This is a genomic window from Brachybacterium tyrofermentans, from assembly GCF_039526165.1.
Lineage (GTDB): Bacteria > Actinomycetota > Actinomycetes > Actinomycetales > Dermabacteraceae > Brachybacterium > Brachybacterium tyrofermentans.
Window position 1 is genome coordinate 58718 of sequence record NZ_BAAAIR010000016.1, and the last position, 25473, is coordinate 84190.

The 25473-nt window shown below is 68.7% G+C and carries 20 protein-coding genes and 1 riboswitch; of the genes, 12 read left to right on the top strand and 8 right to left on the bottom strand.

Annotation, left to right across the window (positions count from 1 at the left end):
- Positions 1-20 precede the first annotated feature (20 nt).
- The 3 genes from ABD093_RS03315 to trxB all read left to right on the top strand — a co-directional run bounded on the left by ABD093_RS03315 (position 21) and on the right by trxB (position 4571).
- On the top strand, positions 21-2747 hold the full coding sequence (locus tag ABD093_RS03315; protein ID WP_343922417.1) for a hypothetical protein: 2727 nt from the start codon (positions 21-23) through the stop codon (positions 2745-2747).
- A gap of 98 nt (positions 2748-2845) precedes the next feature.
- Positions 2846-3346 (top strand): hypothetical protein, encoded by a 501-nt coding sequence (locus tag ABD093_RS03320; protein ID WP_193117706.1) that lies wholly within the window; start codon positions 2846-2848, stop codon positions 3344-3346.
- A gap of 109 nt (positions 3347-3455) precedes the next feature.
- Positions 3456-4571, top strand: a complete 1116-nt coding sequence (gene trxB / locus ABD093_RS03325; RefSeq protein ID WP_343922418.1) for a thioredoxin-disulfide reductase — start codon at positions 3456-3458, stop codon at positions 4569-4571.
- 3767 nt (positions 4572-8338) lie between these two features.
- Here the strand turns inward: trxB and ABD093_RS03330 are convergent.
- A complete protein-coding gene (locus tag ABD093_RS03330) occupies positions 8339-9382 on the bottom strand; it encodes a ParB/RepB/Spo0J family partition protein (RefSeq protein ID WP_343922420.1) in 1044 nt (347 codons plus the stop codon).
- Between the two features lie 316 nt (positions 9383-9698).
- Between ABD093_RS03330 and ABD093_RS03335 the strand changes: the two genes are divergently transcribed.
- A complete protein-coding gene (locus tag ABD093_RS03335) occupies positions 9699-10136 on the top strand; it encodes a hypothetical protein (protein WP_343922422.1) in 438 nt (145 codons plus the stop codon).
- A 273-nt stretch (positions 10137-10409) separates the two neighbouring features.
- On the opposite strand, the gene ABD093_RS03340 is transcribed toward ABD093_RS03335, so the two are convergent.
- The 7 genes from ABD093_RS03340 to rpmH all read right to left on the bottom strand — a co-directional run bounded on the left by ABD093_RS03340 (position 10410) and on the right by rpmH (position 14941).
- Entirely contained in the window at positions 10410-11291 is an 882-nt protein-coding gene (locus ABD093_RS03340) for a ParA family protein (protein ID WP_343922424.1), read from the bottom strand.
- Positions 11292-11325: 34 nt separating this feature from the next.
- Positions 11326-11991, bottom strand: coding sequence for a 16S rRNA (guanine(527)-N(7))-methyltransferase RsmG (gene rsmG / locus ABD093_RS03345; RefSeq protein WP_343922426.1), 666 nt, complete (start codon positions 11989-11991; stop codon positions 11326-11328).
- An 8-nt stretch (positions 11992-11999) separates the two neighbouring features.
- The gene (locus ABD093_RS03350) at positions 12000-12770 is read right to left on the bottom strand and encodes a Jag family protein (RefSeq protein ID WP_343922428.1); all 771 of its coding nucleotides are present in this window, start codon (positions 12768-12770) and stop codon (positions 12000-12002) included.
- A 73-nt stretch (positions 12771-12843) separates the two neighbouring features.
- Entirely contained in the window at positions 12844-13950 is a 1107-nt protein-coding gene (gene yidC / locus ABD093_RS03355) for a membrane protein insertase YidC (RefSeq protein WP_343922430.1), read from the bottom strand.
- An 85-nt stretch (positions 13951-14035) separates the two neighbouring features.
- Entirely contained in the window at positions 14036-14395 is a 360-nt protein-coding gene (yidD, locus tag ABD093_RS03360) for a membrane protein insertion efficiency factor YidD (protein ID WP_319021575.1), read from the bottom strand.
- Positions 14392-14760, bottom strand: coding sequence for a ribonuclease P protein component (rnpA, locus tag ABD093_RS03365; protein WP_193117700.1), 369 nt, complete (start codon positions 14758-14760; stop codon positions 14392-14394). Before rnpA ends, yidD begins: the two co-directional genes overlap by 4 nt.
- Positions 14761-14803: 43 nt before the next feature.
- Entirely contained in the window at positions 14804-14941 is a 138-nt protein-coding gene (gene rpmH, locus ABD093_RS03370) for a 50S ribosomal protein L34 (protein ID WP_193117699.1), read from the bottom strand.
- A 457-nt stretch (positions 14942-15398) separates the two neighbouring features.
- Here rpmH and dnaA point away from each other — a divergent pair, with 457 nt between their 5' ends.
- From dnaA to ribH, 8 genes are all read left to right on the top strand, one after another.
- A complete protein-coding gene (gene dnaA / locus ABD093_RS03375) occupies positions 15399-17096 on the top strand; it encodes a chromosomal replication initiator protein DnaA (RefSeq protein WP_193117698.1) in 1698 nt (565 codons plus the stop codon).
- A gap of 596 nt (positions 17097-17692) precedes the next feature.
- On the top strand, positions 17693-18817 hold the full coding sequence (dnaN, locus tag ABD093_RS03380; protein ID WP_193117697.1) for a DNA polymerase III subunit beta: 1125 nt from the start codon (positions 17693-17695) through the stop codon (positions 18815-18817).
- Between the two features lie 19 nt (positions 18818-18836).
- A complete protein-coding gene (gene recF / locus ABD093_RS03385; RefSeq protein WP_193117696.1) occupies positions 18837-20090 on the top strand; it encodes a DNA replication/repair protein RecF in 1254 nt (417 codons plus the stop codon).
- Between the two features lie 239 nt (positions 20091-20329).
- Positions 20330-20935: a DciA family protein gene (locus tag ABD093_RS03390; RefSeq protein ID WP_226850241.1), complete on the top strand. Its 606-nt coding sequence runs from the start codon at positions 20330-20332 to the stop codon at positions 20933-20935.
- Between the two features lie 168 nt (positions 20936-21103).
- A riboswitch (FMN riboswitch) is annotated at positions 21104-21233 on the top strand.
- 126 nt (positions 21234-21359) lie between these two features.
- Positions 21360-22436: a bifunctional diaminohydroxyphosphoribosylaminopyrimidine deaminase/5-amino-6-(5-phosphoribosylamino)uracil reductase RibD gene (ribD, locus tag ABD093_RS03395; RefSeq protein WP_343922437.1), complete on the top strand. Its 1077-nt coding sequence runs from the start codon at positions 21360-21362 to the stop codon at positions 22434-22436.
- Between the two features lie 15 nt (positions 22437-22451).
- Positions 22452-23144 carry a riboflavin synthase gene (locus ABD093_RS03400; RefSeq protein WP_343922439.1) on the top strand — a complete coding sequence of 231 codons (693 nt, stop codon included), beginning with the start codon at positions 22452-22454 and terminating at the stop codon, positions 23142-23144.
- Positions 23145-23179: 35 nt separating this feature from the next.
- Positions 23180-24544 carry a 3,4-dihydroxy-2-butanone-4-phosphate synthase gene (ribB, locus tag ABD093_RS03405; RefSeq protein WP_377802419.1) on the top strand — a complete coding sequence of 455 codons (1365 nt, stop codon included), beginning with the start codon at positions 23180-23182 and terminating at the stop codon, positions 24542-24544.
- Positions 24541-25029: a 6,7-dimethyl-8-ribityllumazine synthase gene (ribH, locus tag ABD093_RS03410; protein WP_193117692.1), complete on the top strand. Its 489-nt coding sequence runs from the start codon at positions 24541-24543 to the stop codon at positions 25027-25029. Before ribB ends, ribH begins: the two co-directional genes overlap by 4 nt.
- The last annotated feature ends 444 nt before the right edge of the window (positions 25030-25473 follow it).

Here is a 25473-nt window from a genome sequence, read left to right on the forward strand (position 1 = left end):
GACGAGGATAAGGACGGTTCGTGAACACGATCTCGCTAGAGGACACCCTGCGCTCTCGGTGGACGCTCGAGGGGAAGATCCCCCTGGCCGGCGTCGCCGACGGCGCTGTGTGGCATCGCGCCCGCACCGTGGCCACCGGGGAGAGCGTCGTGCTCTTCATCGTGCAGGGCGAGACCGCCCTCGAAGCGGCCGACGCCGTGCGCCGCGCCTATCTGGTCGATGACCCCCACCTGCTGCCCGTCCGCGAGATCGTCGTGCTCGACGACCCCCGGGACGGCGAGACCGGAGATCCCTCCGGGGGTGGTCCGACGACGGTCGTGGAGTATCCCGTGCCGACCGCGCCTCCGCTCGCCGCGCTGCTGGGCTCGACGAGCCTGCATCCCGAGACCGCGCGCTCGATCATCGGCGAAGCCGCCTCCGGCCTCGAGGCGGCCCGCCGTCGCGGGGTGCGCCATCAGTTCCTCGACTCCAACCGCCTGTTCGTCAACACCCGCTCCGGTGAGGTCGTCGTGCTCGGCGTGGGGGTGGAGGCCGCGTCGCACCCCGGCCTGGACCGCTCTCGTGAGGTGGCCTCGTTCCAGGACACCGCCTCCCTGGTCGCCCTGCTCTACCGCGCCCTGACGGGGAAGGCCCCGAAGCACGGCCCGGACGGGCTGGTGCCCCTGCCCTCGACGCTCGTCGACTCCGCGATCCCGGCGGATCTCGATCTGCTGTGCGACCTGGTGCTGAACGAGTCGGCCGACGACGTCCCCGAGACCACGCGCGAGCTGATCTCGGCGCTCGAGCCCTGGCAGTCGATCCCGGTCACCCTCGAGGCCTACCCGCACGCAGGAACCGCACGCCACGCCCGGACCATCGCCGCCGACGGCAGCAGCACTGCCGATAGCAGCACCAGCACGACAGCTGCGACCGGCGACACCGCGGACACCGTCGTGCGGCCTGCCACCGGGGACACTGCGGACACCATCGTGCGATCTGCCGCGGATGACACCGAAGACACCGTCGTGCGCCCTGCGTCCGGCGCTGGTGCTGGTGCTGGTGCTGACACGCAGGCGTCCTCCGCGCAGGCCTCCCCGTCGAGCGCCGGCGCCGCCGGTGTCGTCGGAGCAGCCGGGGCGGCAGGTGCTGCAGGCGCTGCAGGCGCCGTCGCCGCACATACCGGTGATGCCTCGACAGACGCGGCGGATGGCGCCGCAGAGGCACCCCGCCGGTCCGCCGGCCGCGCCGAGGGCTCCGCGGCCGAGACCGCATCCTCCGCTGGGCAGCCCGTCGAGGGGCGGGGCGCCGGTGACCAGGAGACTGTCGACCGAACCGCCGCCGACCACGCCGCGGAACAGGACCGTGCCGCGGCCGCTGCTCAGGAAGCTGACCGACAGGCCGCCGAGGAGTCCGCGCGCCGATCGGCCGATGCCGAGGCGATCGTCAAGGAGCTCCACCTCGACCAGAAGCGCGGGACCAGCCCGTTCCCGGGCCATCTCGATGTCGCGGCGACGGCGCCTGCAGCACCTGCCGCACCGATGCGCCAGAAGACGTCGGCGTCGGGATCAGAGACCGACGACCCGTCGGCACACTCCGCCCAGGAGGGGACCGCGGTTCTTCCTGCCCTCGGCGCCGGCGCGGCCGCTGCTGCGGGAGCAGGTGCACTCGCCTCGTCGACCGCCCCGGGCGCGAGCTCCGCCGAGGCGGGGTCCCCGCCCTCTGAGTCCTCCACATCCGGCTCTCCTCAGCCGCTCGCGCCTGCTGCCGGGGCGGACGGAGCAGCCGCCGCCCAGCAGCCTTCAGAGCACCGGGACGACCCGATGCAGTTCGCCGCAGAGCAGACCCCTCAGCAGGCGCCCGACGGTCACGACACCGACACGGCGGCCGCCTCGTCGGCTGCCTCGTCGCCGAGCGCAGTGCCCGTTCTCGGCCGCACCGAACCTGCCGCCACGGGCCCGATCGTGGTGCGGGGGCGAGATCGGACCGGCAGCGATCCGGAGCCGGAGGAGTCCGCCGCGCCGTACGCTCGCAGCTCGCTGCTGCGTGACGTGGTCAGCGTGGCCGTGGATTCCGATGATCCGGGCACCTATGCCCTCGGACCCCGCGCCCCGGAGGAGCGGTCGCGGCAGTCCCAGTGGATCATCGCCGGTGCCGTGCTGCTGACGATCATCGCTGCCGTGTTCGCTGTGACCACGGCGACCTCGGGGCTGCGTGACAGGATCACGGACCCGCTGGAGACCAAGGCCGCGCCGACCACACCTGCGCCGACCGAGTCCGGGGAAGCCCCCGTGGAGCCCACGAAGGAACCCACCAAGGAGCCCGAGCTCCCGGCCCCGGAGATCTCCGGGGTCGAGCTGTCCGCCGAGGGTGGCGGGGATCCTGACCACACCGACCAGCAGGACCGCCTCACCGACGGCGACCCTGCCACGTTCTGGTCCACACAGCACTACGCCAGCCCGGACTTCGGCGGCCTCAAGGAGGGTGTCGCCATCCAGGTGTCGTTCGCCGAGAAGTCGAAGGTCACGGCGCTCACCGTGGCCACAGCCCGCAACACCGGCGGCACCCTCGAGCTGCGAGCCGTGAACGATGACGGCTCCCTCGGCGACGTCCTCGCCACCGGCAAGTTCGCCGGCGACGGAGAGGTGCGTCTGGAGCCCGACAAGCCCGTCGACGCGGAGAAGGTCGCGCTCTACATCCCCGAGCTTCCGCCGGACAGCAACGAGGCGGGCCGCTTCCGCGCCCGGATCGCCGAGATCACCCCCGAATGACACCGAAGGTGCCCCGCATCTCACGGCCGCAACGACGGGTTCCCGCCCCGTCGTCCACCGGCCGTGCGAGAGCGGGGCGGCGCTCACGGTTCGCCACGATGCTCGGCGTCCCCATCCCGGTGGTGCTGATCGCCATCGCGATCTCCGCCCTGCTGGGGGTCCAGCTCACGGTCGCTCTCGAGCACTCGACCGCCAATCGGGCGCGCACCGTGTCCACATCGGTCGACTCAGCAGCAGGGGCCGGGAAGAATTCGTCCGGTGTTCCCGTTGTCAATGAGGGAAGCCTCGGGACCGAGGTGCAGAGACTCGTCGACGCCGGCATGATCCAGCCCCCGACGAGCTTCGACCCCTCGGCGTGCCTGCGACAGCAGGGGATCCCGGATTCGATCCTGATCATGGAGGAGGTGGCATGGAGCGCCGACGAGACACCGTCGTGGCTGCTCGTCCACGGTCCGATGGATCGCGAGACGTTGCAGGCCAACGGCGGGACGGTCTCCGCCACCGTGGTGCGGCCCGAATGCGGGAACCAGGAGTCCGACGCCACCGATCCGGCCCAGCTGAGGCTGTGGTCCGGCGAGGTGATGATCGGCTCCCTGTGAGCCTCGTTCCGTCCTCCGACACTCCCATCGCCATAGCCCATACTTGGTCGCGGTCCTCCCGCTGACTGCCGACGACCCACGACGAAACCCACGGAAGGACATCCCCGACATGTCGCAGCCCATTCAGGCCCTGAACATCCTCGGCGCCCCCACGGCGTCCGCCCCGGCCGCAGCCCCGGCCACCGCTCCCGAGATCTCCGGTGACGAGACCATCCACGAGGTCGTCATCGTCGGCTCCGGACCCGCCGGGTACACCGCCGCGATCTACACGGCACGCGCCGAGATGAAGCCGATCGTCATCGCCGGTGCGCTCGATGCCGGCGGTGCGCTCATGACGACGACCGATGTCGAGAACTTCCCGGGCTTCGCGAACGGGATCCAGGGGCCCGAGCTCATGGCCACGATGCAGGAGCAGGCCGAACGGTTCGGAGCGGAGGTCATCTACGACGATGCCGTGGATCTTCAGCTCGAGGGCGAGATCAAGACGGTCACGCTGGACGACGGCACCGTGTACCGCGCCAAGTCGATCATCCTGTCCACCGGATCCGCGTACCGCGAGCTCGGTGTCGACGGCGAGAAGGAGCTCTCGGGCAAGGGCGTCAGCTGGTGCGCGACCTGCGACGGCTTCTTCTTCAAGGACCAGGACATCGTGGTCATCGGCGGTGGCGACAGCGCCGTGGAAGAGGCCACGTTCCTGACGCGCTTCGGCAAGTCCGTGACCCTGGTGCATCGCCGCGATGAGCTGCGCGCCTCGAAGATCATGGCCCGTCGGGCCCAGGCGGATCCGAAGCTGACCTTCGCGTGGAACAGCGAGGTCGTGAGCATCAACGGCGCCGAGAAGGTCGACTCGGTGACGCTGCGTGACACCGTGACCGGTGAAGAGCGCGTGATGCCGACCTCCGCCGTCTTCGAGGCGATCGGACACCTGCCGCGCACCGATCTGCTGAAGGGAAAGGTCGACCTCGACGACGAGGGGTACATCCTCTGCGAGGGGCGTTCCACCTACACCTCGGTGCCCGGTGTGTTCGCAGCGGGCGACGTCGTCGACCACACCTACCGCCAGGCGATCACCGCAGCGGGAACCGGCTGCCAGGCGGCTCTGGATGCCGAGCGCTGGCTGACCGACCAGGCGGCACTGGCCGACGAACTGGCGAAGTCCGAGCAGACCGAGCAGACCGAGCAGACCGAGACGGTCGTCATCGACGCTGCGACCGTCGGACGCTGACCGACCGCTGATCAGTTCCCGAGCCGGCTCCAGCCCTGAGATCGACGCCATGGCCGTGATCGAGTCTCCGTCCGCGCCCGACGTTGCCGTCGTGCTGGTCACGGCGGACTGGGCGGGGCCGGCACGGCCGGCCGAGACCGTACTGCGCGAACTCTCACGGCGCTGGGGCGACACTGTCCGAGCGGTCGTGGTGGACGCCTCGCAGGACGAGATGCTCGATCTCCTGAGCGTCGACGTCGTACCCACCTGGCTGCGGTTCATCAAGGTCACGGACCAGGTCACTGACTCTCCTGGAGGCTTGGGCGAGACTGCGTCCAGCATCGCTGCGGGGGCAGTGGAGACACGGGAAGCAGGGCCAGAAGCAGCGGCAGCGGCAGTCGAGACTGCGGCAGTGGAGACCGCGGCCGCAGGGACAGGGGCGGCACACCCAGGGGCGGCTGAGAGCCTGTCACGCCCTGACGAGCACCTCGTCCTCCGCGACCTTCCCGTCACGTCCAGTACTGGAGAGCACACCGTGATGGCAGGGACTTGGCGGCTCATGCACCGACGCACGGGAGCCCTTCCGAAGCACGAGATCGCTCGCGAGTTCGGCCCGACTCGCACTGCGCGTCCGATCTAGGACAGCAGGCCCAAGTCCCCGAGTTCCCGGGCTCCCAAGCTCCCAAGCTCCCAAGCTCCCACGCTGAGTTGAGCGCCATGGGACTGGCAACGACACCACATCGAGGGAACGAGGATCCCCGTTCCACGCACGTGCACGCCGACGTCTCGGCACGAGCTCGCGGAGCAGCTGGATGGGTAGGCCACCAGGGAGAGTGTTCGCCCGGAACAGAGCGCTGGTGCGGGCCCGAACGCCTCTGTCAAGTTGCGGAACCAGGCAGCGCTTGACGTGCAGAGACAGCATTGTCCACAAGGTTATCCACACCCACGTCCACATCGTTGAGCGGCTCCATCCACAGGGTTGTCCACAGCAGAATGTGGATAACCGTGAAGTGATCGCACCACGGTGGCTTCACTGAATATCTGCTTGACCTGCGATGATGTCATCAGGGAGTGATGACACACGGTCGAGTGCTTGTTGTCGACGTGCCCGTAGGCGTGATGCCAGTCACATGGCGACTTTCGGTTTTCCACAAGGTTTCGCACAGTGTGCATAACGCTGAATCCCGTGCACCGCCCTCCAGTGAATGCACCCTTCTCTGGTGCTCGTCGTGCTCTCGACGGACCATGCCTAGGCCGCGGCACGGTTCACGTGCGAACGCGGCTCGAGCAGTCCCAGAGCCCTGGGCAGCCGTCGGCCATCGTCACGAGTGGCTCGGTCAATCCAGTGACTCGGGAGAGCGTGGGATCCTTCTCGGTCACTGGTTGTCAACGTGTCGTTCATACACAAGAGGGCAACGGACCACATCCGGTTCGATCTCTGGCGGACGCCACGTTTCGCGTGAAACCAGATCCGGTCGAGCAGGGACTCGGGTTCTTGCGGGCGCGCTCAGTCGGGGCGTGGGTGGATGGGCCAATTTGTGAACCTCACAATCTCGGTCCCGGTACCCGTTGCGCGAATCCCATCGCATGGTGGCGGCGAAGGCGCTGCGCCTAGACGAGAGTTTCACGGCAAACATAGCCACGTCGCCGTCCCATCCACATAAAAGTTGACCCTTGGAGGACTGTCGGGATGTGGCGTCGACGTACTTTGTGCCGTGCGCACCGCGCTGTCGAGCATCCCGGGTCGCCTCACCGAGTTCATGGCGTTTCACGTGAACCCGTCGCTACTCAACCGTGCTGCATGGAGACTGGTCGGCGGGCAATGTCCCCCGCATGGGGCGCGAGGGAGAGATCACGCACTGCACGCTGAGTACTGACAGCTCCAAGAATGCACCGTCCTGCCAGAGTTCGGTGTTTCACGAGAAACGTCACGAGATCGCTGCGCTGCGCGTCGTAGCAGCTTGTCGGTCTCACCCAGCAACTGACTCCGCGAGACGCGGTCCGAACCCCAGAACGATGATGGGTCAACCAGCGCGATGTTCCCCGTGAAACACGAGGTACCGGTGCCGAACTAGACATACGGACCTCTCAACGTTCTTCCACTACGGGATGTTTCACGTGCACCCTGTTCGCTAGTGCCTCCCGGATGATCAGTCGTGATCCGAGAGCCCGTACGCCACCATGAAGGCGACTCGCCAGCATCGCCAACGATGAAGGGGTTCCATGCGCGACCGAATCGCTGTGAGAGAGATCCAGTCCATCATGTTGGCTCTGCCAGCTCCGCCAACATGTCCCCGATCCGGGACTCACCGGCCATGTTCCACGTGTAACGCAAGCGCCTGGCTACGGAAGTGACCTCGTTGTACACGTCGAGCATGTGCCGGCCGTGGGCAGAGGTTCCAGACAGAAAGCTCGAACTCCTCACAACCGCACGAAGGGTTTAGGCATGCTGTTTCACGGGAAACCTGAGGACGGAGTCAAATAGCAGGCAAAGCCGGGCGAACCTGTCTGGCAAAAGTTGCAGGTTGCCCGCACATGTTTCCCGTGAAACGGATTCAGTTGCGGCGATCCATCGAGTACAAGAGAGCCGTCGCGCTACGGCATGGGTCCCGCCGGAAGCCGATGGAAGACTAGTGGCGCCCTCGGAATCGCAGGGAAAGCTGAGAAAGTCGGGTGCCGAGACGTGCTCCATCGTTGCCAAACGTTAGGATCCACGTGAAACTGTATGCGGAACCCCGAACATCTGCTCCTCACGCCATATGTGAGCGGGTTCCGCGTGATGGAGCGCAAGTCAGCAGACCGCTGGCCCGATCCATTCCCTGACGGAGGTGCTTCGGTCTCGGCATCCCTCCCGTGCCAGGCGCGGGCGCGTCACGACCGATCGAGCCCAGCAGGTCCACGGCTGGCCCCCGGTGCCGTTCGACGTGAAACATCGCGTGACATACCGACCGCGCCGCTCTAAGCGCCTTCATACCATGCGCCCCTGTTTCACGCGAAACCACAGACTCTACAACGGACAGACCGTGCGGCAAGGACAGGCGCAAAGGGTGGTCCGCCGCGCGTGAGGCTCGCCGCCGCGTGCCAACAGCAGAAGACCGCAACAGTTGTGGATTGGGTACCCCGCCCGGTCGACAGCAGCGTTTCACGTCGAACGTCTGCGCCTATAGCCCAGGCCAGTCACCGATCGGACCGCCGGATGAGGTTCACGGCAAACACACTCCCGCGAGAGCGCACCTCGCCTCGAGCGAGACCACATGGGGGATGGGGTGAGTATGTCAGATCTGCTCCGGGGCGGGCTGCGCGTAGTCGGTCCACAGATGTGTACACAGCGGTGGATAACTCGGCAATCTCGTGCCTCACCTGCAACAGCGCATCACGGCGTTGTCCACAAGGACCAATGTGAAGTGTTGACGAAGGGCTTGAGGCGCAACCAGTGGGGAGAGGGCATACCTCGGTTATGACAGGCCACTGGGTGATGTCACTTCCGTAGCCCTGACACAGGGTGTGATCGTCGTCACACACGTGCGGCCCCTTGTCGGCACACGAACCAGGCCCGACTGCGATACCGCAAACCCGCCCGGCCCCACATCCCGGCGTCGGACGCACAGCGCCTCTCGAACTGTCTCAAGAGCTAGAAGGGCCCGACAACAGCGGCAACGCGCGCAGATATCCTCTCTGACGCAGTCGACCTCACGGACACGGCTGCCGTCTCTGACACAGAGGAGGGGCCGGCGATGTCGCCGGCCCCTCCTCTGTGTCAGGTCGTCGTCACTCGACCTCGAGCGGGATCAGTCCGCCACGTCCTCGTCAGTACCCGTCGCCGGAACGGCCAGACCCATGGAGTCGATCAGACGGTCCAGATCCTCGAGATTCGTGAACTCCAGAGTGATCTTGCCCTTACGCTTGCCCACGTCGATACGAACCGGGGTCTCCAGCCGGTTCGAGAGTCGACTGGTCAGATCCACGACGTGGGGATCGTAGGTCGTACGGCGGATCGTCCGCGCGGGGGCCTGCTGGCCTCCCCGAGCGACCAGTCGCTCGACCGCGCGCACAGACAGGCCTTCGCTCACGATCCGCTGGGCGAGCTCCTCCATCAAGGCGGGATCGTCCAGGGAGAGAAGTGCGCGGGCGTGGCCTGCACTCAGAGCGCCGCTGGCGAGTCGTCGCTGGACGAGCGCGGGCAGTCGGAGCAGTCGAAGCGTATTGGTGATCTGCGGGCGTGAACGACCGATCCGCTCACCGAGCTCGTCCTGCGTGCAGCCGAAGTCCTCGAGCAGCTGCTGATAGGCGTTGGCCTCTTCCAGCGGATTCAGCTGCGCACGGTGAAGGTTCTCGAGCAGAGCATCCCGGAGCAGGTCATCGTCGCTGGTCTCGCGGATGATCGCGGGGATCGCCGTCAGCTCGGCACGGCGGGCTGCCCGCCAGCGCCGCTCACCCATGACCAGCTCGAAGGATTCACCCTCGTCTGTGACGGGAATCGGCCGCACGACGACAGGCTGCAGGACGCCGACCTCGCGGAGCGAGAAGGCGAGCTCGTCGAGCTCGTCGTCATCGAACATCGTGCGCGGGTTCCGCGGGTTCTCGCGGATCTCGTGGATCGGGATCTCGGCGAACTCGGCGCCCGGGACGCTCACCAGCTCCTGACGACCGTGAACATCGCTCGGCAGCTCGTCCGAAGGGGCTTCGTCTGAAGGGGCCGACGCCGGCTGGTCGGCCTCGACCGCGGCAGCAGCGCTGCCTGCGACGACATCGTCCGACGCGGCCTTCGCAGCGAGGGCGTCGTCGCCGGAGGACAGAGCGGTCGCCGTCGGCTCCGCTGGTGCCAGCTCCACCGGTGCCGTCTCTGCTGGTGTCGTCCCTGCCGGTGTCGGCTCTGCCGGTGTCGATTCCGCCGGGGCCGAGACGGAGTCGGTCCCGCCAGCGGCAACCGGTGCGGGCGCGCTCCCTGAGGAAGCGGTCGGCACCGAGGCGGGCTGCTCCGCAGCGTCGCCGGCAGCGGCCGCTTCGGCCGTCGCGGAGGCGGCCTTGTCGGGGGCGGCCTTCTCGGGGGCAGTCTTCGCTGGAGTGGTCGTGAGGGCAGCGGTCTTCGGGGGCGCCGCCTCTGTCGAGGCAGACGCAGTGGGGGCGGTCTTCGCAGGAGCCGTCGTCGTGGCAGTGACGTTCTCGGAAGCAGCCTTCGACGGGGTCGACGTCGCGGAAGCGCGCTTCGACGTGGTGGGCTTCGCCGGGTCCTTCTTCCCCGAGGTGGGCTTCGAGGCCGAGGATTTCGGGGCGGAGGACGTCGAGGCAGACGACTTCGCACCGGAGGCCTTCACCGTGGAGGACTTCGCCGTGGAGGGCTTCGTGGTCGACGACTTCGTGGTCGACGACGTCGAGGAGGACGTGCCTGCCGCGCCCGTGGAGCGCGTGCGGCTCGGCTTCGCCGTCGTCGGGGCCTCAGCGGTCTCGGTCGGGCCCTCCGCAGCCACCGCACCACCGCGGGTGGTGGTCGACCGCGTGGATGCTCCTCGGCCACGGCGCTGTGCGGCGGCGCGTGCCATCTCGCCCGCCAGATCGGTGCGGGCACCCCGTTCCCGCTGCGGGTAATCCTGGTCCTCGGAGGCCTTCTCCCCGGAGAAGAACATATCCACCGGACGAGGGCTCGATGGTTCCTGGTCAGCGGCGGACGCCCGCTGCGCTCGAGTGCGCAGCTCCTGCTCCGGAGCGGGGCTCGAACCAGCGCCCGGGATCAGGGCGCCGAGTCCTCGACCGAGTCCTCGCTTCTGCGTCATGGCCGTCGTCCTTCCGGAAAGTGTTGTTCAGCGGGGGATGTTCCTGAAACATGCGGAGCGTCGTCGCGACGATGCCTCGAGGGTGCTGTCATGGGGCGGGTCGGATGGTGAGTTCGTGAGCAGCGGCCCGGTAGGCCAGAGCGCCGCTGGAGCCCGGATCGTACGTGAGCACAGTCTGCCCGTAGCTCGGGGCTTCCGAGATACGCACGGACCGGGGGATCGTCGTCTCCAGGGTCTGCTCCGGGAAATGCTCCCGGACATCCTGCGCGACCTGTGCGGCGAGCCGGGTTCGGGCGTCGTACATGGTCAGCATGATCGAGGAGACCACCAGCTCGGGGTTGAGATGCTGGCGGATCAGATCGATGTTGTTCAGCAGCAGGCTCAGTCCCTCGAGCGCGTAGTACTCCGCCTGGATCGGTATCAGCACCTCGCGCGTCGCGACCAGTGCGTTCACGGTCAGCAGGCCCAACGACGGCGGGCAGTCGATCAGCACATAGTCCAGACGGGGCAGCCCCTCGGACTCACGGTGATCGAGGTAGTCCCGGATCGCATTGCGCAGTCGGTTCTCGCGCGCCACCAGGGAGACCAGCTCGATCTCCGCACCGGAGAGGTTGATCGTGGCCGGCGCGCACTGCAGCCGCGACATGTCCGGGACATCCTGGACGACGTCCGCCAGCGGAGCGGACTCCACGAGCACCTCGTACATGCTCGGGACGTCGGCATGATGCTCGATGTCCAGAGCAGTGGAGGTGTTCCCCTGCGGGTCCGCATCGATCACCAGCACCTGCAATCCGCCCATGGACAGCGCTGCCGCCATGTTCACGGTCGTCGACGTCTTGCCGACTCCGCCCTTCTGATTGGCGATGGTGATGATCCGGGTCGACTCCGGAGCACCGAACCTGACGCCATCGAGCTTCTTGCGGCGTGCGTGATCTCTGGCGAGCTCGCGCATCAGCGGAGTGTCCTCCATCGAACCTCGTCCTGGGGAGGAGTCTTCGTGCTGTTCAGCCACGTGTCTCTCCCTTCCTGGTCCCCTGTGCACGGCGACGCACTTGGACCACTGTAGTGGGAACCTCGACCTCGCCGACCCCGTACTGCTCAATGCGCGGATCGATGCCGCCCAGCTTCGCCAGGGCCTTGCCGGCCTTGTCGACCTCCTCGGCCGCGGATCCACCCTTCATGGCCAGCAGCTCCCCTCCATCGGCCACCAGCGGGAAGGTCCAGCGGGCGAGCTTGTCCAGCGCCGCCACCGCACGAGCGGTCACGACATCGAACGACCGCACGCCGTGCAGATCCTCGGCGCGGGCACGCACCACCTCGAGGCCCAGGCCGAGTTCGGCGTCGACCTCCTCGAGCCAGGTGGCACGTCGCTGCATGGTCTCCACGAGCGTCACCGTCAGGTCGGGGCGGGCGATCGCCAGGACCACCCCGGGGAGGCCGGCGCCGGATCCGATGTCGGCGAGAGTGCGCGCCGACGGATCGATGGCGTCTGCCATGAGGGCGCAGTTGAGGATGTGCCGACCCCAGAGCCGCTCGACCTCACGAGGACCGATGAGACCACGCTCAGGACCCTGCTCGGCGAGCATGCTCGCGAAGCGCTCTGCCAGGCCGAGGCGATCGGCGAACAGACGCTCCGCCGACGGGCGCAGGGACTCAGGAAGGGGAAGCACCGGGCGCCTCAGGAGGCCGAGTAGATCACGACGTGGCGGTTCTTGCCGTCACCGTCGGACTCGGACCGCAGACCCTCGCGCTTGGCGACGTCATGGACGACCTTGCGCTCGAAGGGGTTCATCGGACGCAGCGGAACAGCGGCCTCACCCTCCTTCGCCTCCGCGACCGCCTTCTCGGCGAGCTCCTCGAGGCTTCCCTTGTGCTCCGCGCGGAAGCCGCCGATGTCCAGCATCAGACGGGAGCGGTTGCCGGTGCGGGACTGCACGGCCAGGCGCGTGAGCTCCTGGAGCGCGTCCAGCAGCTCGCCCTTGGGCCGGTTCAGCGTGGCCAGTCGATCGGCGCCCGCGATCTCCACGGAGGCCCGGTCGCCGTCCACGTCGATGTCGATGTCACCGTCGAGGTCCGCGATGTCCAGCAGCTCCTCGAGGTAGTCGGCTGCGATGTCGCCCTCCTCCTCGAGCCGGCGCATCCGCTCCTCCGACGTCTCGGCAGGGGTGTTCTCCGCGGACTCCTCAGCGGACTCCGCCGCCGCGCCGTCCGTGGGCTCGCCCTCGGTGTCGCCCGTGGTGCCGGCGGCATCCGGCGACTCGGCAGCACCGTTGTCCGGTGCGGCGCCCTCTGCGGGAGCGTCCGTGGTGGCGTCCTCCGTGGAGGCGTCCTCCTCGACAACGGCAGGCGCATGCTCGGCGGGCTGTGCGGTCGCGTCCTGCTCGGGGGCAGCGCTCAGGTTCTCGTCGGCCTCGGCGGCCGTGGGGACATCAGGCGTGCTGTCGTTCATGAGGATCCTCCGGGGACATGCTCGGGATGAGAGAGGTGCGCCCCGGGAGCATCGATGCTCCCGGGGTGCGAGGTCACTTCTTACGCTTCTTCTTCGCGCCCTTGTTCAGCGCGGACGAGCCCGACGAGGGCGGGGTCGGGGTCTCGCCCGCCGCTTCCTGGGCCGCGCGCCGCTCCTCGGCGGCCTTCTCCCGGGCCGCGCGTGCTCGCTCGAGCTTCTCCTGATCGGAGAGCTTCTTGCCGCCCTTGTTCTTGGACGGCGGCTGCACTCGCAGCGGCTGCTCGGGCTCCGGCTCGGTGGAGACCTTCTTCGGCGGGGTGAAGTCGAGGGGCTCGAGGCCCTTCTTCTCACGCTTGGCGTTGATGCGCTCCTGGCGCGCCTTGGCAGCGTCCGATCCCGGCGTGGGGGCGGCCTGGATGACGATGTACTGCTGGCAGAAGGTCCACACGTTGGTGGTCAGCCAGTAGATGAGCACACCGATCGGCATGCCCGGGCCCGTGATCACGTAGATGAACGGGAGCATGTACAGCATCATCTTCTGCGTGCTGGCCATGGGGCCCTCGAGGGCTGCCTTGGGCATGTTCTTCATGGTCAGCGACTTCTGGGTGAAGAAGGTGACCGCGCACATGCAGGCGATGATGACACCCGCGACGAGACGGGTGGTGATACCGCCGTCGCCGGGGCTCAGGAAGCTGTCAGCGATGGTGATGTCGCCGAAGAACGTGGAGTTGCTGGCGCTGCGGGCGAGCTCAGGGGTCAGCGGGCCGAAGCCGGCGCCCTCGGCGGCGTCGGGCAGCTTGTTGTACAGCACGCGGAAGAGGCCGAAGAAGATCGGCATCTGCAGCAGGACCGGCAGGCACGAGGAGAACGGGCTGGCGCCGGCGTCCTTGTAGATCGCCATGGTCTCTTCGGCCATCTTCTGCTTCGAGGCCTGGTCCGTCTTGCCCTTGTACTTCTTCTGGACGGCCTGCAGCTCGGGCGAGACCATCTGCATCGCGCGCGAGGCGCGGATCTGGCGCACGAACAGCGGGATGATCAGGGTTCGCACCACGACGGTGAGGCCCACGATGGAGAGCACCCAGGTCAGGCCGGAATCCGGCTCCATGAACACCGACAGCACGGCATGGAACTTCACCATGAGCCATGAGACGGCCCATTCGATCGGGTACAGGGGGTTCATCGGCCTGGTCTTCCTGCCGCACGGATGCGTATGACGTTCATACGAGGTGTCGGCTGTGGTCGGGAATCTTGGACAAGAGTAGGCCCTAGTGGGCTGGGTGCCGCAGTCGGCGTGGATTCCTCCACATGCCCGGGGCGGGGACCGGGTCGGGGCCCCCATGGCTGAGCGGATTGCAGCGGAAGATCCGTCCCGTGGTCAGGATCGTTCCCTTCACCGCTCCGTGCACCCGCAGGGCGTCCATGCCGTACTGCGAGCACACCGGGTCGTACCGGCATGCCGGTGGGGTATAGGGCGAGATCCCGACCTGATAACCGCGCACCAGGAGGGCGAGCGCGCGGCGTGGGAGCTCGAGGATGAGTCTCAGCGGACCACGACGATCCCCCGGGTCGCCGGCAGCACCGGCCGCCGCGCCGTGGGGCGAACGACCGGGGGCTTCGCCGGTCACCGGTCGCCGCCGCGTCGACGCTCGAGCTTGCGGACCGCCGAGCCGAGCGCTGAGGCCACCTCGGCCTCGAGCTCGTCGAAGGGCTGCTCGTCGATACCGGGGAGCGCCCGCAGCACGATCGCCGACCCCGGGGGCAGACCCTCGAACTGCGGGCGCACGATCTCCCGCAGACGACGGGTCACCCGGTTGCGCACCACCGCGTTGCCGATCCGCTTGGACACGACGAATCCCACGCGGGGTGCATCTCCATCCTGCGGAAGCAGGGAGAGGTGCACGACCACGTGGGATCGGGCGCTGCGCGCTCCGCCACGGGTGATGGCGCGGAACTGTTCGCCGGTATGCAGTCGGTGACTAGACCAGTTCACAGGACCAGTGCCTGAAACCCCTGGTCACGTCGGCAGATCCGTCTCAGGCGGAGAGCTCGGCGCGACCCTTGGTGCGACGTGCGTTCAGGATGGCGCGGCCGGCGCGGGTGCGCATGCGGGCGCGGAAGCCGTGCTTCTTCGCGCGACGACGGTTGTTCGGCTGGAACGTGCGCTTGCTCATCGGTTCTCCTCGATCGTGGGCACGAACGTGCCCCTCGCGGTGGTCTGTGGTCTGCTGCACGAACGGGACCGTCCGGGCGCGCCCGCTCTCGACGGGGCGGCTGCCGTGACACCGATCCGACACCGGAGTGGGTCCACAGTGGACCCGGGAACCGTATCGGGACGTCGCGCAGCGCTGACTGGTCGATCTTAGGAGCGAGTCCGCGACGGGTCAACGGCAGGAGCCCGTAGAGGGCGCGTTGTGGCCGGATTCTCACTTATCCCCGGCGATTCGTGCCCGCGACGGCCTCCGAACGCCTCCGGCTGGCCGGAGCGGTGCGACGAGACGGTCGGACGACACAGGGGGGACGAGGGAGACGGAGGCCTCACCGGGAGTTGTCCACAGTGTTGATCCACAATACAGCCGCTACTGTGGAAAACTATCCGGACCGCCTCTCGTCCCCCTACGGAGAAACCTGATGTCTGACGCGAATGTCGCCGCGATCTGGGAGCGCACCCTGCAGACCCTGCGCCGTGACGACACCGTGTCCCAGCGCGTGATCGCCCTGCTGACACTGTCCCGCCTGATGGCCGTCGTCGCAGACACCGCCCTGGTCGCAGCCCCTTCCACCTCGGCGAAGGAGCTCTTCGAGCACCGCATCGCCGGCGCTCTGTCCGCTGCTCTGAGCGAGGCCACCGGCCGCGATATGCGCTTCGCCGTGACGGTCGACGAGGCACTGTTCGGCGAAGACGATGAGGAACCGACCCCCAGCACCGCCGTGACCTCGGCATCCGACGCTGGAAGTACACATCTTGTGGACAGAGATGTGGATACTCCCACCCAGGAGATCCACAACGCGCCCTTCCGCCGTGACGAAGGGTCGGTGCTGCCCTCGAGCGACCAGCCCGGACAGGCCGCGATGCCCTCCAGCAGCTCCTCTGCCAGCGCGGGACCCTTCGCGACCGAGGACCGCTTCTCCCTCGGCGGTGCGTACACCGGCACTGCGGCCGACGACCCCAGCGCCTACGCCGGGTTCTCCGCCCTGAGCGGGTCCTCCGCCCCCTCGCCGGCGCTCCCTCCGCGACGGCCCGCCCGTACCGGTCAGTCGACCCTCGGAGAGGACTCCCGGCTCAACGCCAAGTACACCTTCGACACCTTCGTGATCGGTTCCTCGAACCGGTTCGCACAGGCTGCCGCCTCGGCCGTGGCCGAGACCCCGGCCAAGGCATACAACCCGCTGTTCATCTACGGCGGCTCGGGCCTGGGCAAGACTCACCTCCTGCACGCGGTCGGCCACTACGCCCAGAGCCTTTACCCGGACGTCGTGGTGCGGTACGTGAACTCCGAGGAGTTCACCAACGACTTCATCAACTCCGTGCAGTCCGGTCAGTTCGGCAAGGCGCAGGAGTTCCAGCGCCGGTACCGCGACATCGACATCCTGCTCATCGACGACATCCAGTTCCTGCAGCGTGCACCGGAGACGATGGAGGCCTTCTTCCACACGTTCAACACGCTGTACAACACCGACAAGCAGATCGTCATCACGTCGGACCTGCCCCCGAAGGAGCTCGGCGGCTTCGAGAACCGCATGCGGTCCCGCTTCGAGATGGGCCTGATGACGGACGTGCAGCCGCCCGACCTCGAGACCCGGATCGCCATCCTGCGCAAGAAGGTCGCGCAGGAGGACACCGGCGAGGTGCCCCATGACGTGCTCGAGTACATCGCCTCGCACATCGCCACCAATATCCGTGAGCTCGAAGGCGCGCTGATCCGCGTGCAGGCGCTGCACTCGCTGTCGCGTCAGCCCATGGACGTCACGCTCGCCGAGAGCGTCCTGAAGGATCTGCTCTCCCACGACGACGGCACCCAGATCACCGCCTCGACGATCATCGTGCAGACCGCCACGTACTTCGGGCTCTCCGTCGAGGAGATCGTGGGCACCGGGCGCTCGCGTCGGCTGGTCTCGGCGAGGCAGATCGGCATGTACCTGTGCCGCGAGCTCACCGACATGCCCCTGATCCGCATCGGCGAGGAGTTCGGCGGCCGCGATCACACCACGGTGATGCACGCGAACAAGAAGATCAGCGAGCTCATGAAGGAGCGACGAGCGATCTTCAACCAGGTCACGGAGCTCACAGCCCGGATCAAGAGCAACAACTCCGCTCCGCGGAAGTGACCCGGCGCCGCAACCGCGGCGTCGTGACGGGCACCAGAAGGACCGACGCTGGGCCTTCCGTCATCATGAGAAGAACACGGCAGGTCAGAGCGCAGTTCTCCCCAAATGTGGATAACTCTGTGGACAATGTGGAATGACAAGCTCCCACGCACGAGCCGATGTGCACCGAGGAATGACATGAACTGCTCGGGACAGCGCGGACGTGCACAGCCCACCCACGAGGACCACAGATCGATCAACGATCCATCCACGTGAGCCTCATACGTGGTGACCTGCATCGATCGTAGTTATCCACTGTATTAACAGCCGTGAAGAAGAGGACTGTAGTTCTTTGCTCGACGGGGATGTGGAGGAGGCGGGGTGCCGAAGACGGCGACGAGATCGTGTGATTCCTGAGTGCTGGGGAGCGATGAGGAGCCGGGGACGAGGACGGTGACGACCCCGGATCGGCGTCGGATCCCCGCGCAGGGGCTGGTGCGCGAAGAACGGAAGTCAAGGATCAGCCCCGGTGTGTCGGCGAGAGGCCGCGAGAACCGATACGCTGTGCTCCGTCCGTGCCTGTTCTGGCTTTCGACCACTGCGAAGGAGTGGCAACGGTGAAGTTCCACCTCGATCGCGGCGTCCTCGGCGACGCCGTCTCCTGGGCCACCCGAACCCTCCCCGTGCGACCGGCGATGCCGATCCTGCAGGGCGTGCGAATCGTCGCTGAAGCCGGAGGTGAGCTGCAGCTGTCGACCTTCGACTACGAGGTCAGCGCGCAGATCCGGCTCGACGCGGAGATCGAGCAGCCCGGTGAGGTGCTCGTGCAGGGCCGCATGCTCTCCGACATCGTCCGGGCTCTGCCCAACAAGGACGTCTCCATCGCTCTCGAAGGCACGAAGCTGCAGGTCCGTTGCGGATCGGCCCGCTTCGCCCTGGCGACGCTCCCGGTCGAGGAGTACCCCCAGCTGCCGAGCATGCCTCCGGTCGCCGGCTCCGTCGCGGCCGATGTCTTCGCCGAGGCGATCAGCCAGGTCACCGTCGCCGCCTCCAAGGACGACACCCTCCCGCTGCTGACCGGCGTGAAGGTCGAGATCTCCGGCGAGACCATGACGCTCATGGCGACCGACCGCTACCGCCTCGCACTGCGCGAGCTCACGTGGAACCCGGCGTCGCCGGGCACCGAGCAGACCGCCCTGGTGCGCGGACGGACCCTCCATGAGGTCGCCCGCTCGCTGTCCACCGGCGGCAGCGTCGAGATCGCCCTGGCCGAGGACTCCTCCGCGAACCTCATCGGCTTCGAGGCCGGTGGTCGCCGCACCACGTCGACCCTGGTCGACGGCGAGTACCCGCCCGTGCGTCGACTGTTTCCCGAGACCACCGCGATCACCGCCGTGGTCTCCACCGGAGCTCTCATCGATGCCGTCAAGCGCGTCTCCCTCGTGGCCGAGCGCAACACCCCGGTGCGTCTGTCCTTCACCGAGGGTCAGGTCGCGCTCGAGGCCGGCGCCGGAGATGACGCCCAGGCCAGCGAAGTGCTCGAGGCCCATCTGGACGGCGAGGACCTCGTGGTCGGCTTCAACTCGGGCTTCCTGCTCGACGGTCTCGGCGCTCTGGGTGCCGAGTTCGTGCGGCTCACCTTCACCGACTCGATCAAGCCGTCCGTCATGAGCGGTCAGGATTCCCTCGAAGGAACCCCTGACACGTCGTACAAGTACCTGATCATGCCGATGCGGATCTGAGCGAGGGAGTGGTCCCTCCATGCAGCTGACCGCTCTCGACCTCACCGACTTCCGCTCGTACGAGCAGCTCAGCCTCTCCGTGCAACCGGGGATCACGGTGCTCGTGGGCCAGAACGGGCAGGGCAAGACCAACATCGTCGAGGCCGTCTGGTATCTCGCGACCCTGTCCAGCCATCGTGTCCCCCACGACGCCGCACTCGTGCGTCGCGGGGAAGCGACCGCGATCATCCGGGCGAGCTTCCTGCGGGCCGGCCGCCCTGTCCAGATCGACCTCGAGGTCACGCCGGGAAAGGCCAACCGGGCACGGCTGCAGGGTCAGAACGTGTCGAGGCTGCGGGATCTGCTCGGCGAGGTGCGGGCCGTGCTCTTCGCCCCTGAGGATCTGGGCCTGATCAAGGCCGACCCCGAAGGCCGCAGGCGCTTCCTCGATGAGCTCCTGTTCGAGATCGCCCCACGTTTCGCCTCGGTCAAGGCCGACTACGACCGCGTCCTCAAACAGCGCAGCAACCTGCTCAAGCAGATGCGGTCCATGCGCCGCGGCGGCAGCGGACGCAGCGTCGGCGGGCTGGATCCCGCGGATTCCGCGAGCTCGACCCTTGAGGTGTGGGATCAGCAGCTGGCCCGCTTCGGCGCCGAGCTGCTGCGTGCCCGCCTGCACCTGGTGAACCGTCTGCGGCCCCATCTGGGCTACTCCTATCTGCGGGTCTCCTCCGACGAAGGTGCCGAGCAGGCCCTGGACCTGCCTCCTGACCAGCGCGGCAATCTCTCCTCTCCGGCCGACGTCAGCTATCGCTCGAGTGTGCTCGATGAGCTCGGCACCGTCCCCGGGGATCTCCCGAGCACCCGCGAGATCCACGATGCGATGCTGGCCATGCTCTCGACCCGGCACGACGAGGAGATCGACCGCGGCGTCAGCCTCACCGGCCCCCACCGCGATGACCTCGAGATCCGGCTGCACGACTTCCCGGCGAAGGGCTACGCCAGCCATGGCGAATCCTGGTCCCTGGCCCTCGCCCTGCGCCTGGCCTCCTACGACCTGCTGCGCCTCGAGGAGGGGGACCTCGGTGACGGCGAACCGATCCTGATCCTCGACGACGTGTTCAGCGAGCTCGATGTGCATCGTCGCGAACGCCTCGGCCGGATTATCACCGATGCCTCTCAGGTGCTCGTGACCACGGCCAACGACACCGACATCCCCGACTCGCTCGACGGGGAGATGCATGTGGTCGACGTGAGCCTGGGATCCGCCGTGCCCCGCGAGGGCGGCCTGTGATGACGCCGCCCCGAGCAGGGAAGGGTTCCGGAGGATCAAGCGGCGGCATCCCCGCACGGCCGCAGCTGGCCAATCCCTACGATCTCTCGACCTGGCGGACCCCTCCGCAGGGGCCGAATCCTCAGGACGGGACCGGACCCGACGGCGAGGAGCTATCCCGGGACGCCGACGCCTCGCGTGAGCAGCCGGATGCTCACGCTGCGGGGAGCACCACCGGGCGCCGAACCCGACCTCCCACGATGGCAGCTCGACGAGCGCCGTCGGCCGAGATCCGCGGGGAGGGAGACGAGCCCGGCGAGGTCTATGACCCGCCCGAGCTGCCGACCCCTCCGGATCCCTTCGAGCTGGCGCGGCGCACCGTGAACCGGTCTCGAGCGGCCGCTCGGGATCGCGGCCTGTTCCCGATCTCGGCGAAGACCCAGGCCCGCGACGTGCGAGACCGTTCCGGCAGCTCTCCCGGCTATTCGGGGTCCCGGCCGGACCCTCGCGATCCGCAGGGCATCGAGACCGTGCTGCGGAAGGTGCTCGGCAACCTCGGGTGGAACGCGGGTATGAACGCCGGCCGGGTGCTGGAGGAATGGGACGACATCGTCGGGGAGAAGGTCAGCGCGCACTGCCGCCCGGTCTCCCTCGAGGACGGGGTGCTCGTGATCAGCGCCTCCTCCTCCGCCTGGGCCTCGCAGCTGCGGATGCTCACGCCCCGCCTGATCACCACCATCGAGGAGCACGTCGGCTCCCACGTCGTCGCCGAGCTGCGGGTGACCGGACCGGCCGCCGCCGAGCGGACCTGGAAGAAGGGACGGCGCACCGTGACCTGGCGCGGCCCCCGCGACACCTACGGCTGAGCGCTGCGAGTGGCTCGTCCCCGCGGTCGGATGAGCCCTGCGACCTGCTCAGCCCCCTGACCGGCTGAGCCCTGTGCCGTCGGATCGTGAGGTCGAGTTCATCTGCCGCCTCGACTCTCGGCGCGCGACCGGTCTCCTGCTACCGTGGAGAGCGACGAGCTGAAGAGCTCGCGTGCACTGGGGTCGGTGAAATTCCGAGCCGGCGGTGATAGTCCGCGACCCGATGGCCTCTGGCCCTCGGTTGACCAGGTGGAACTCCTGGGCCGACGGTTAGAGTCCGGATGGGAAGCGCACGCGAACGACGTCCTCGAGCGGTCTCTCGCCGCGCACCCCTGGTGCGCCGCGACCGAGCACCCCGGGGGACGGCGTTCCCGTACCCCTTCCCCTCCACCGGGACCGCGAGCAGCGGACCGGAGGAGAGACCATGCTGAACCCTGCCGAGCGCAGCGCGCTGCAGCGCGCCCTGGAGATCGCCGCGCAGCCCGGCCTTCCCTACGGCCCGAACCCGCGGGTGGGCTGCGTGCTCCTGGACCGCGAGGGCACGATCCTCGCCGAGGGACATCACCGGGGCGCCGGCACGCCCCACGCCGAGGCCGACGCCCTGAATCACGCCCGGAATCATGCGCTGAACAGCACCGACGCCAGCACTGCTCCCACGCTCCACGGCGCGACCGCCGTCGTCACCCTCGAACCCTGCACGCACACCGGCCGCACCGGACCCTGCGCCCAGGCACTCCTCGCCGCCGGCGTCGGCCGCGTGGTGGTCGCTCATCGCGATCCCAACCCGGTGGCCGCCGGCGGGGTCGAGCTGCTGCGCGATGCCGGCATCGACGTCGAGCTCGACATCCCCGCCGACCTCGCCGCAGCGGCCGATGCGCTGAACCGCGGCTGGGGGCACGGACTGCGGCACGCACGGCCCCTGGTCACCATGAAGCTCGCCCTCACCCTCGACGGCCGGGCGGCGGCGGCCGACGGAAGCAGCCGCTGGATCACCGGCGAGGCCGCCCGCGAGGAGGTCCACGGCCTGCGCACCACCTGCGACACGATCCTGGTCGGCACCGGTACTGCCCGAGCTGACTCACCGAGCCTCACCGCGCGCCGGCCCGATGGTTCCCTGCATCCCCGTCAGCCCGTCCGGGCGGTCATGGGCACCGGCGCCTTCCCGCCGCTGCCCACCCCGGACGGCGCCGGCGAGGCGATCCTCCTGCCCACCCGGGACCCGTCGGCCGCCCTGGAGGACCTCTTCGCCCGCGGCCTGCGCCACGTGCTCCTCGAAGGCGGACCCACGCTGGCCGCGGCCTTCCTGCGCGCCGGGCTGGTGGATGAGCTCATCGTCCATCTCGCCCCCACCCTGCTCGGTGCCGGCCGGTCCGCGACCGGCGACCTCGGCATCTCCACGCTGATCGAGCGCCTCGATCTCGAGCTGCTCGACTCCACCCCCCTGACCTCACCGGATGGCCGCACCGACCTCCGCCTCACCCTGCGGCCCCGCGCCGCCTGACCCGGAAGGACCACCATGTTCACCGGCATCATCGAAGAGCTCGGCACCGTCGAGAGCATCGAACGGACCGACTCCTCGGCCCGTCTGCGCCTTCGCTCACCCCACGTCCTGGTCGGCACCTCCCTCGGCGACTCGATCGCCGTCAACGGCTGCTGCCTCACCGTCACCGACGTCGAGGGCGAGCTGTGGAGCGCCGACGTCATCTCCACCACCCTCGCCGCCACCAGCCTCGGCGGCCTGCAGGTCGGGGACCGCCTCAACCTCGAACGCTGCGTGCGGGCCGACGGCCGCCTGGACGGACACATCGTCCAGGGCCACGTCGACGGCGTCGGCGAGATCGTGGGCCGCGACCAGGACGGCGGCACGACCCTGCTGCGCATCGCTCTGCCGGGTCCCGGTGCCGACGAGCCGCGGGGCCTGGCCCGCTACGTCGTCGCGAAGGGCTCCCTGGCCGTGGACGGGATCAGCCTCACCGTGGCCGCGATCGACGGCGACGAGGTGACCATCGGGCTGATCCCCGAGACGCTCGAGCGCACGACGCTGGGCACGAAGGGGGTCGGCGACCGGGTGAACCTCGAGGTCGACGTCCTGGCCAAGTACGTCGAGAAGCTCCTCGGCGCGCAGGCCGTCCCGGCGCAGGCAGATCCCCTGCAGGCAGACCCGCAGCAGCCCGCACCCACCAAGACCCCTGCGACGGAGGCCCACTGATGACCAACTCGAACCCCACGCAGGGGGCCGCCCCGATGACCGCGCCCGCGGTCGACCCGGAGACCGCCCCGCCCGCTGCGCTGCGACTGGACCCCATCGAGGCGGCGGTCGCCGCGATCGCCGCCGGTCGGTCGGTGGTGGTCGTCGACGATGAGGACCGCGAGAACGAGGGCGACCTGATACTCGCCGCGTCCGCCGCGACCCCGGAGCTGCTCGCCTTCGCGGTGCGCCACTCCAGCGGGCTGCTCTGCGCCCCGATGACCGCCGCCCGCGCCGACGCTCTCGAGCTGCCGCTCATGGTGGAGCACAGCACCGACCCCCTGCGCACCGCGTACACGATCAGCGTCGACGCGAGCCAGGGCGTGACCACCGGCATCAGCGCCGCCGACCGCGCCCGCACCCTGCAGGTGCTCGGCACGGAGGGCGCCGCTCCTGGCGACCTCATCCGCCCCGGTCACGTGCTGCCGCTGCGTGCCCGGGACGGCGGCGTGCTCGAACGGCGCGGCCACACCGAGGCCGCCGTGGACCTCACCCGGCTCGCCGGCCGCACCGAGGTGGGCATGATCGTCGAGCTCATCCACGACGACGGCACCATGATGCGCGGCCCCGCCCTGCGGGCCTTCGCCGACGAGCACGACCTGGTGATGGTCTCCATCGAGGCTCTGGTCGAGCACCGCCGCGCCGCCGAGGCGTCGCTCCGGAGCGACGGCTCGGCACCCGGTGCTGTCGGTGCTGCTGACACTGCGGACCTCGAGGTCACCGACGAGGTCTCGCTGCCAACCCCGCACGGCACCTTCCGGGCCCTCGCCGTGCGCGAGGGTGCCGCCGAACATCTGGTCCTCGCCCGCGGCGACCTCACCACAGCGGCTCCCGTGCTCACCCGGATCCACTCGGAGTGCGTGACCGGGGACGTCTTCGGCTCCCTGCGCTGCGACTGCGGCCCCCAGCTCGAGGAGTCCCTGGCGCGGATCGACGCCGCCGGGCGGGGCCTGCTGATCCTGCTGCGCGGCCACGAGGGGCGCGGCATCGGCCTGATGGCGAAGCTGCGTGCCTACGCCCTCCAGGAGCAGGGCCGGGACACCGTCGACGCCAACCTCGACCTGGGCCTCCCCGTCGACGACCGCTCCTTCGCGATCGTGCCGGCGATACTGGGCCGTCTCGGCGTCGGCACGATCTCCCTGCTCACCCACAACCCCACCAAGGCCGACGCTCTGCGTGCCGGAGGGATCGAGGTCACCGGGATCGTGCCGCTGAGCACGCACGTCACCCCCGAGAACCTCGCCTATCTCACCACCAAGCGGGACCGGCTGGGCCATGCCCTCGTCGGCCTCCCCGCGACCTCATCGAGCACCGCACCGACCCCCTCCCCGAACACCTCACCGAACGGAGACCCCGCATGAGCGGACACGGAAGCCCCACGATCGACCTCGCCTCCCACGCCGACGGACCCGCGCTGCGGATCGCCATCGTGGCCTCCTCCTGGCACGAGCAGGTCATGGACGGCCTCATCGCCGGCGCCCTGCGGGCCTGCGCCGACGCCGGGATCGCCGAGCCCGTGCTGGTGCGCGCCCCCGGATCCTTCGAGCTCCCCGTGATCGCGGACCGGCTCGCCCGCACCCACGACGCCGTGGTGGCGCTCGGCGTGGTGATCCGCGGAGGCACCCCGCACTTCGAGTACGTGTGCGCGGCGGCGACGGACGGCCTCTCCCGGGTGGCCCTCGACCACGGCGTGCCCGTCGGCTTCGGTCTTCTGACCTGCGATGACGACAAGCAGGCCCTCGATCGCGCGGGGCTCGAGGGGTCCCGTGAGGACAAGGGCCACGAAGCGGCCTCCGCGGCGATCGCGACCTCGCGGGTGCTCGCAGGCCTCCCCGCCGGGGACTGATCCACAGAGCGTGGGCTCCTCCCGTCGGGCCGCGGCTCGGTCTGACGGGAGGGCCCACGGCGTGACTCGGCGTGCGGGTCGGCGAGTGATCCTCGAGCGGGAACCGGAGCCGCGCAGGGGCCGCTTTGCCGCGATATCACCCGGGGAGGCGTATGGGACCCCGTCCCGAGGCCCGCGAGAGGCTTCCAGAGGCCGTCCCGGCCCGTCTGATGGCGGACCTGGGTCGTGTTCTCCACAGAAATGGCGAGGTTAATAGGTTCAGCACGCGATCTCCGCTAGAATATGAGCAGTTCGGCCGACGTCCTCCGACGTCCTCGTGGACTTCGATCCCGTCGGCCCGATCGCTGTGGCCTACAGAGGTGCTCCCCGCGCGTGCGCGCGCGAGCGCCTCCGTGGGCCGCCTGCGTGCCGGGCCGGGGACTCGTCCTCGGGATCGGCTGCACA

What these genes read in the sequence shown, in the direction of transcription:
- ABD093_RS03320 (WP_193117706.1), top strand. Translation starts at nt 2,846, where the DNA reads ATGCTCGGCGTCCCCATCCCGGTGGTGCTGATCGCCATCGCGATCTCC.
- trxB (WP_343922418.1), top strand. Translation starts at nt 3,456, where the DNA reads ATGTCGCAGCCCATTCAGGCCCTGAACATCCTCGGCGCCCCCACGGCG.
- ABD093_RS03340 (WP_343922424.1), bottom strand. Translation starts at nt 11,291, where the DNA reads ATGGAGGACACTCCGCTGATGCGCGAGCTCGCCAGAGATCACGCACGC.
- ABD093_RS03350 (WP_343922428.1), bottom strand. Translation starts at nt 12,770, where the DNA reads ATGAACGACAGCACGCCTGATGTCCCCACGGCCGCCGAGGCCGACGAG.
- yidC (WP_343922430.1), bottom strand. Translation starts at nt 13,950, where the DNA reads ATGAACCCCCTGTACCCGATCGAATGGGCCGTCTCATGGCTCATGGTG.
- rpmH (WP_193117699.1), bottom strand. Translation starts at nt 14,941, where the DNA reads ATGAGCAAGCGCACGTTCCAGCCGAACAACCGTCGTCGCGCGAAGAAG.
- dnaA (WP_193117698.1), top strand. Translation starts at nt 15,399, where the DNA reads ATGTCTGACGCGAATGTCGCCGCGATCTGGGAGCGCACCCTGCAGACC.
- recF (WP_193117696.1), top strand. Translation starts at nt 18,837, where the DNA reads ATGCAGCTGACCGCTCTCGACCTCACCGACTTCCGCTCGTACGAGCAG.
- ABD093_RS03390 (WP_226850241.1), top strand. Translation starts at nt 20,330, where the DNA reads ATGGCAGCTCGACGAGCGCCGTCGGCCGAGATCCGCGGGGAGGGAGAC.
- ribD (WP_343922437.1), top strand. Translation starts at nt 21,360, where the DNA reads ATGCTGAACCCTGCCGAGCGCAGCGCGCTGCAGCGCGCCCTGGAGATC.
- ABD093_RS03400 (WP_343922439.1), top strand. Translation starts at nt 22,452, where the DNA reads ATGTTCACCGGCATCATCGAAGAGCTCGGCACCGTCGAGAGCATCGAA.
- ribB (WP_377802419.1), top strand. Translation starts at nt 23,180, where the DNA reads ATGACCGCGCCCGCGGTCGACCCGGAGACCGCCCCGCCCGCTGCGCTG.
- ribH (WP_193117692.1), top strand. Translation starts at nt 24,541, where the DNA reads ATGAGCGGACACGGAAGCCCCACGATCGACCTCGCCTCCCACGCCGAC.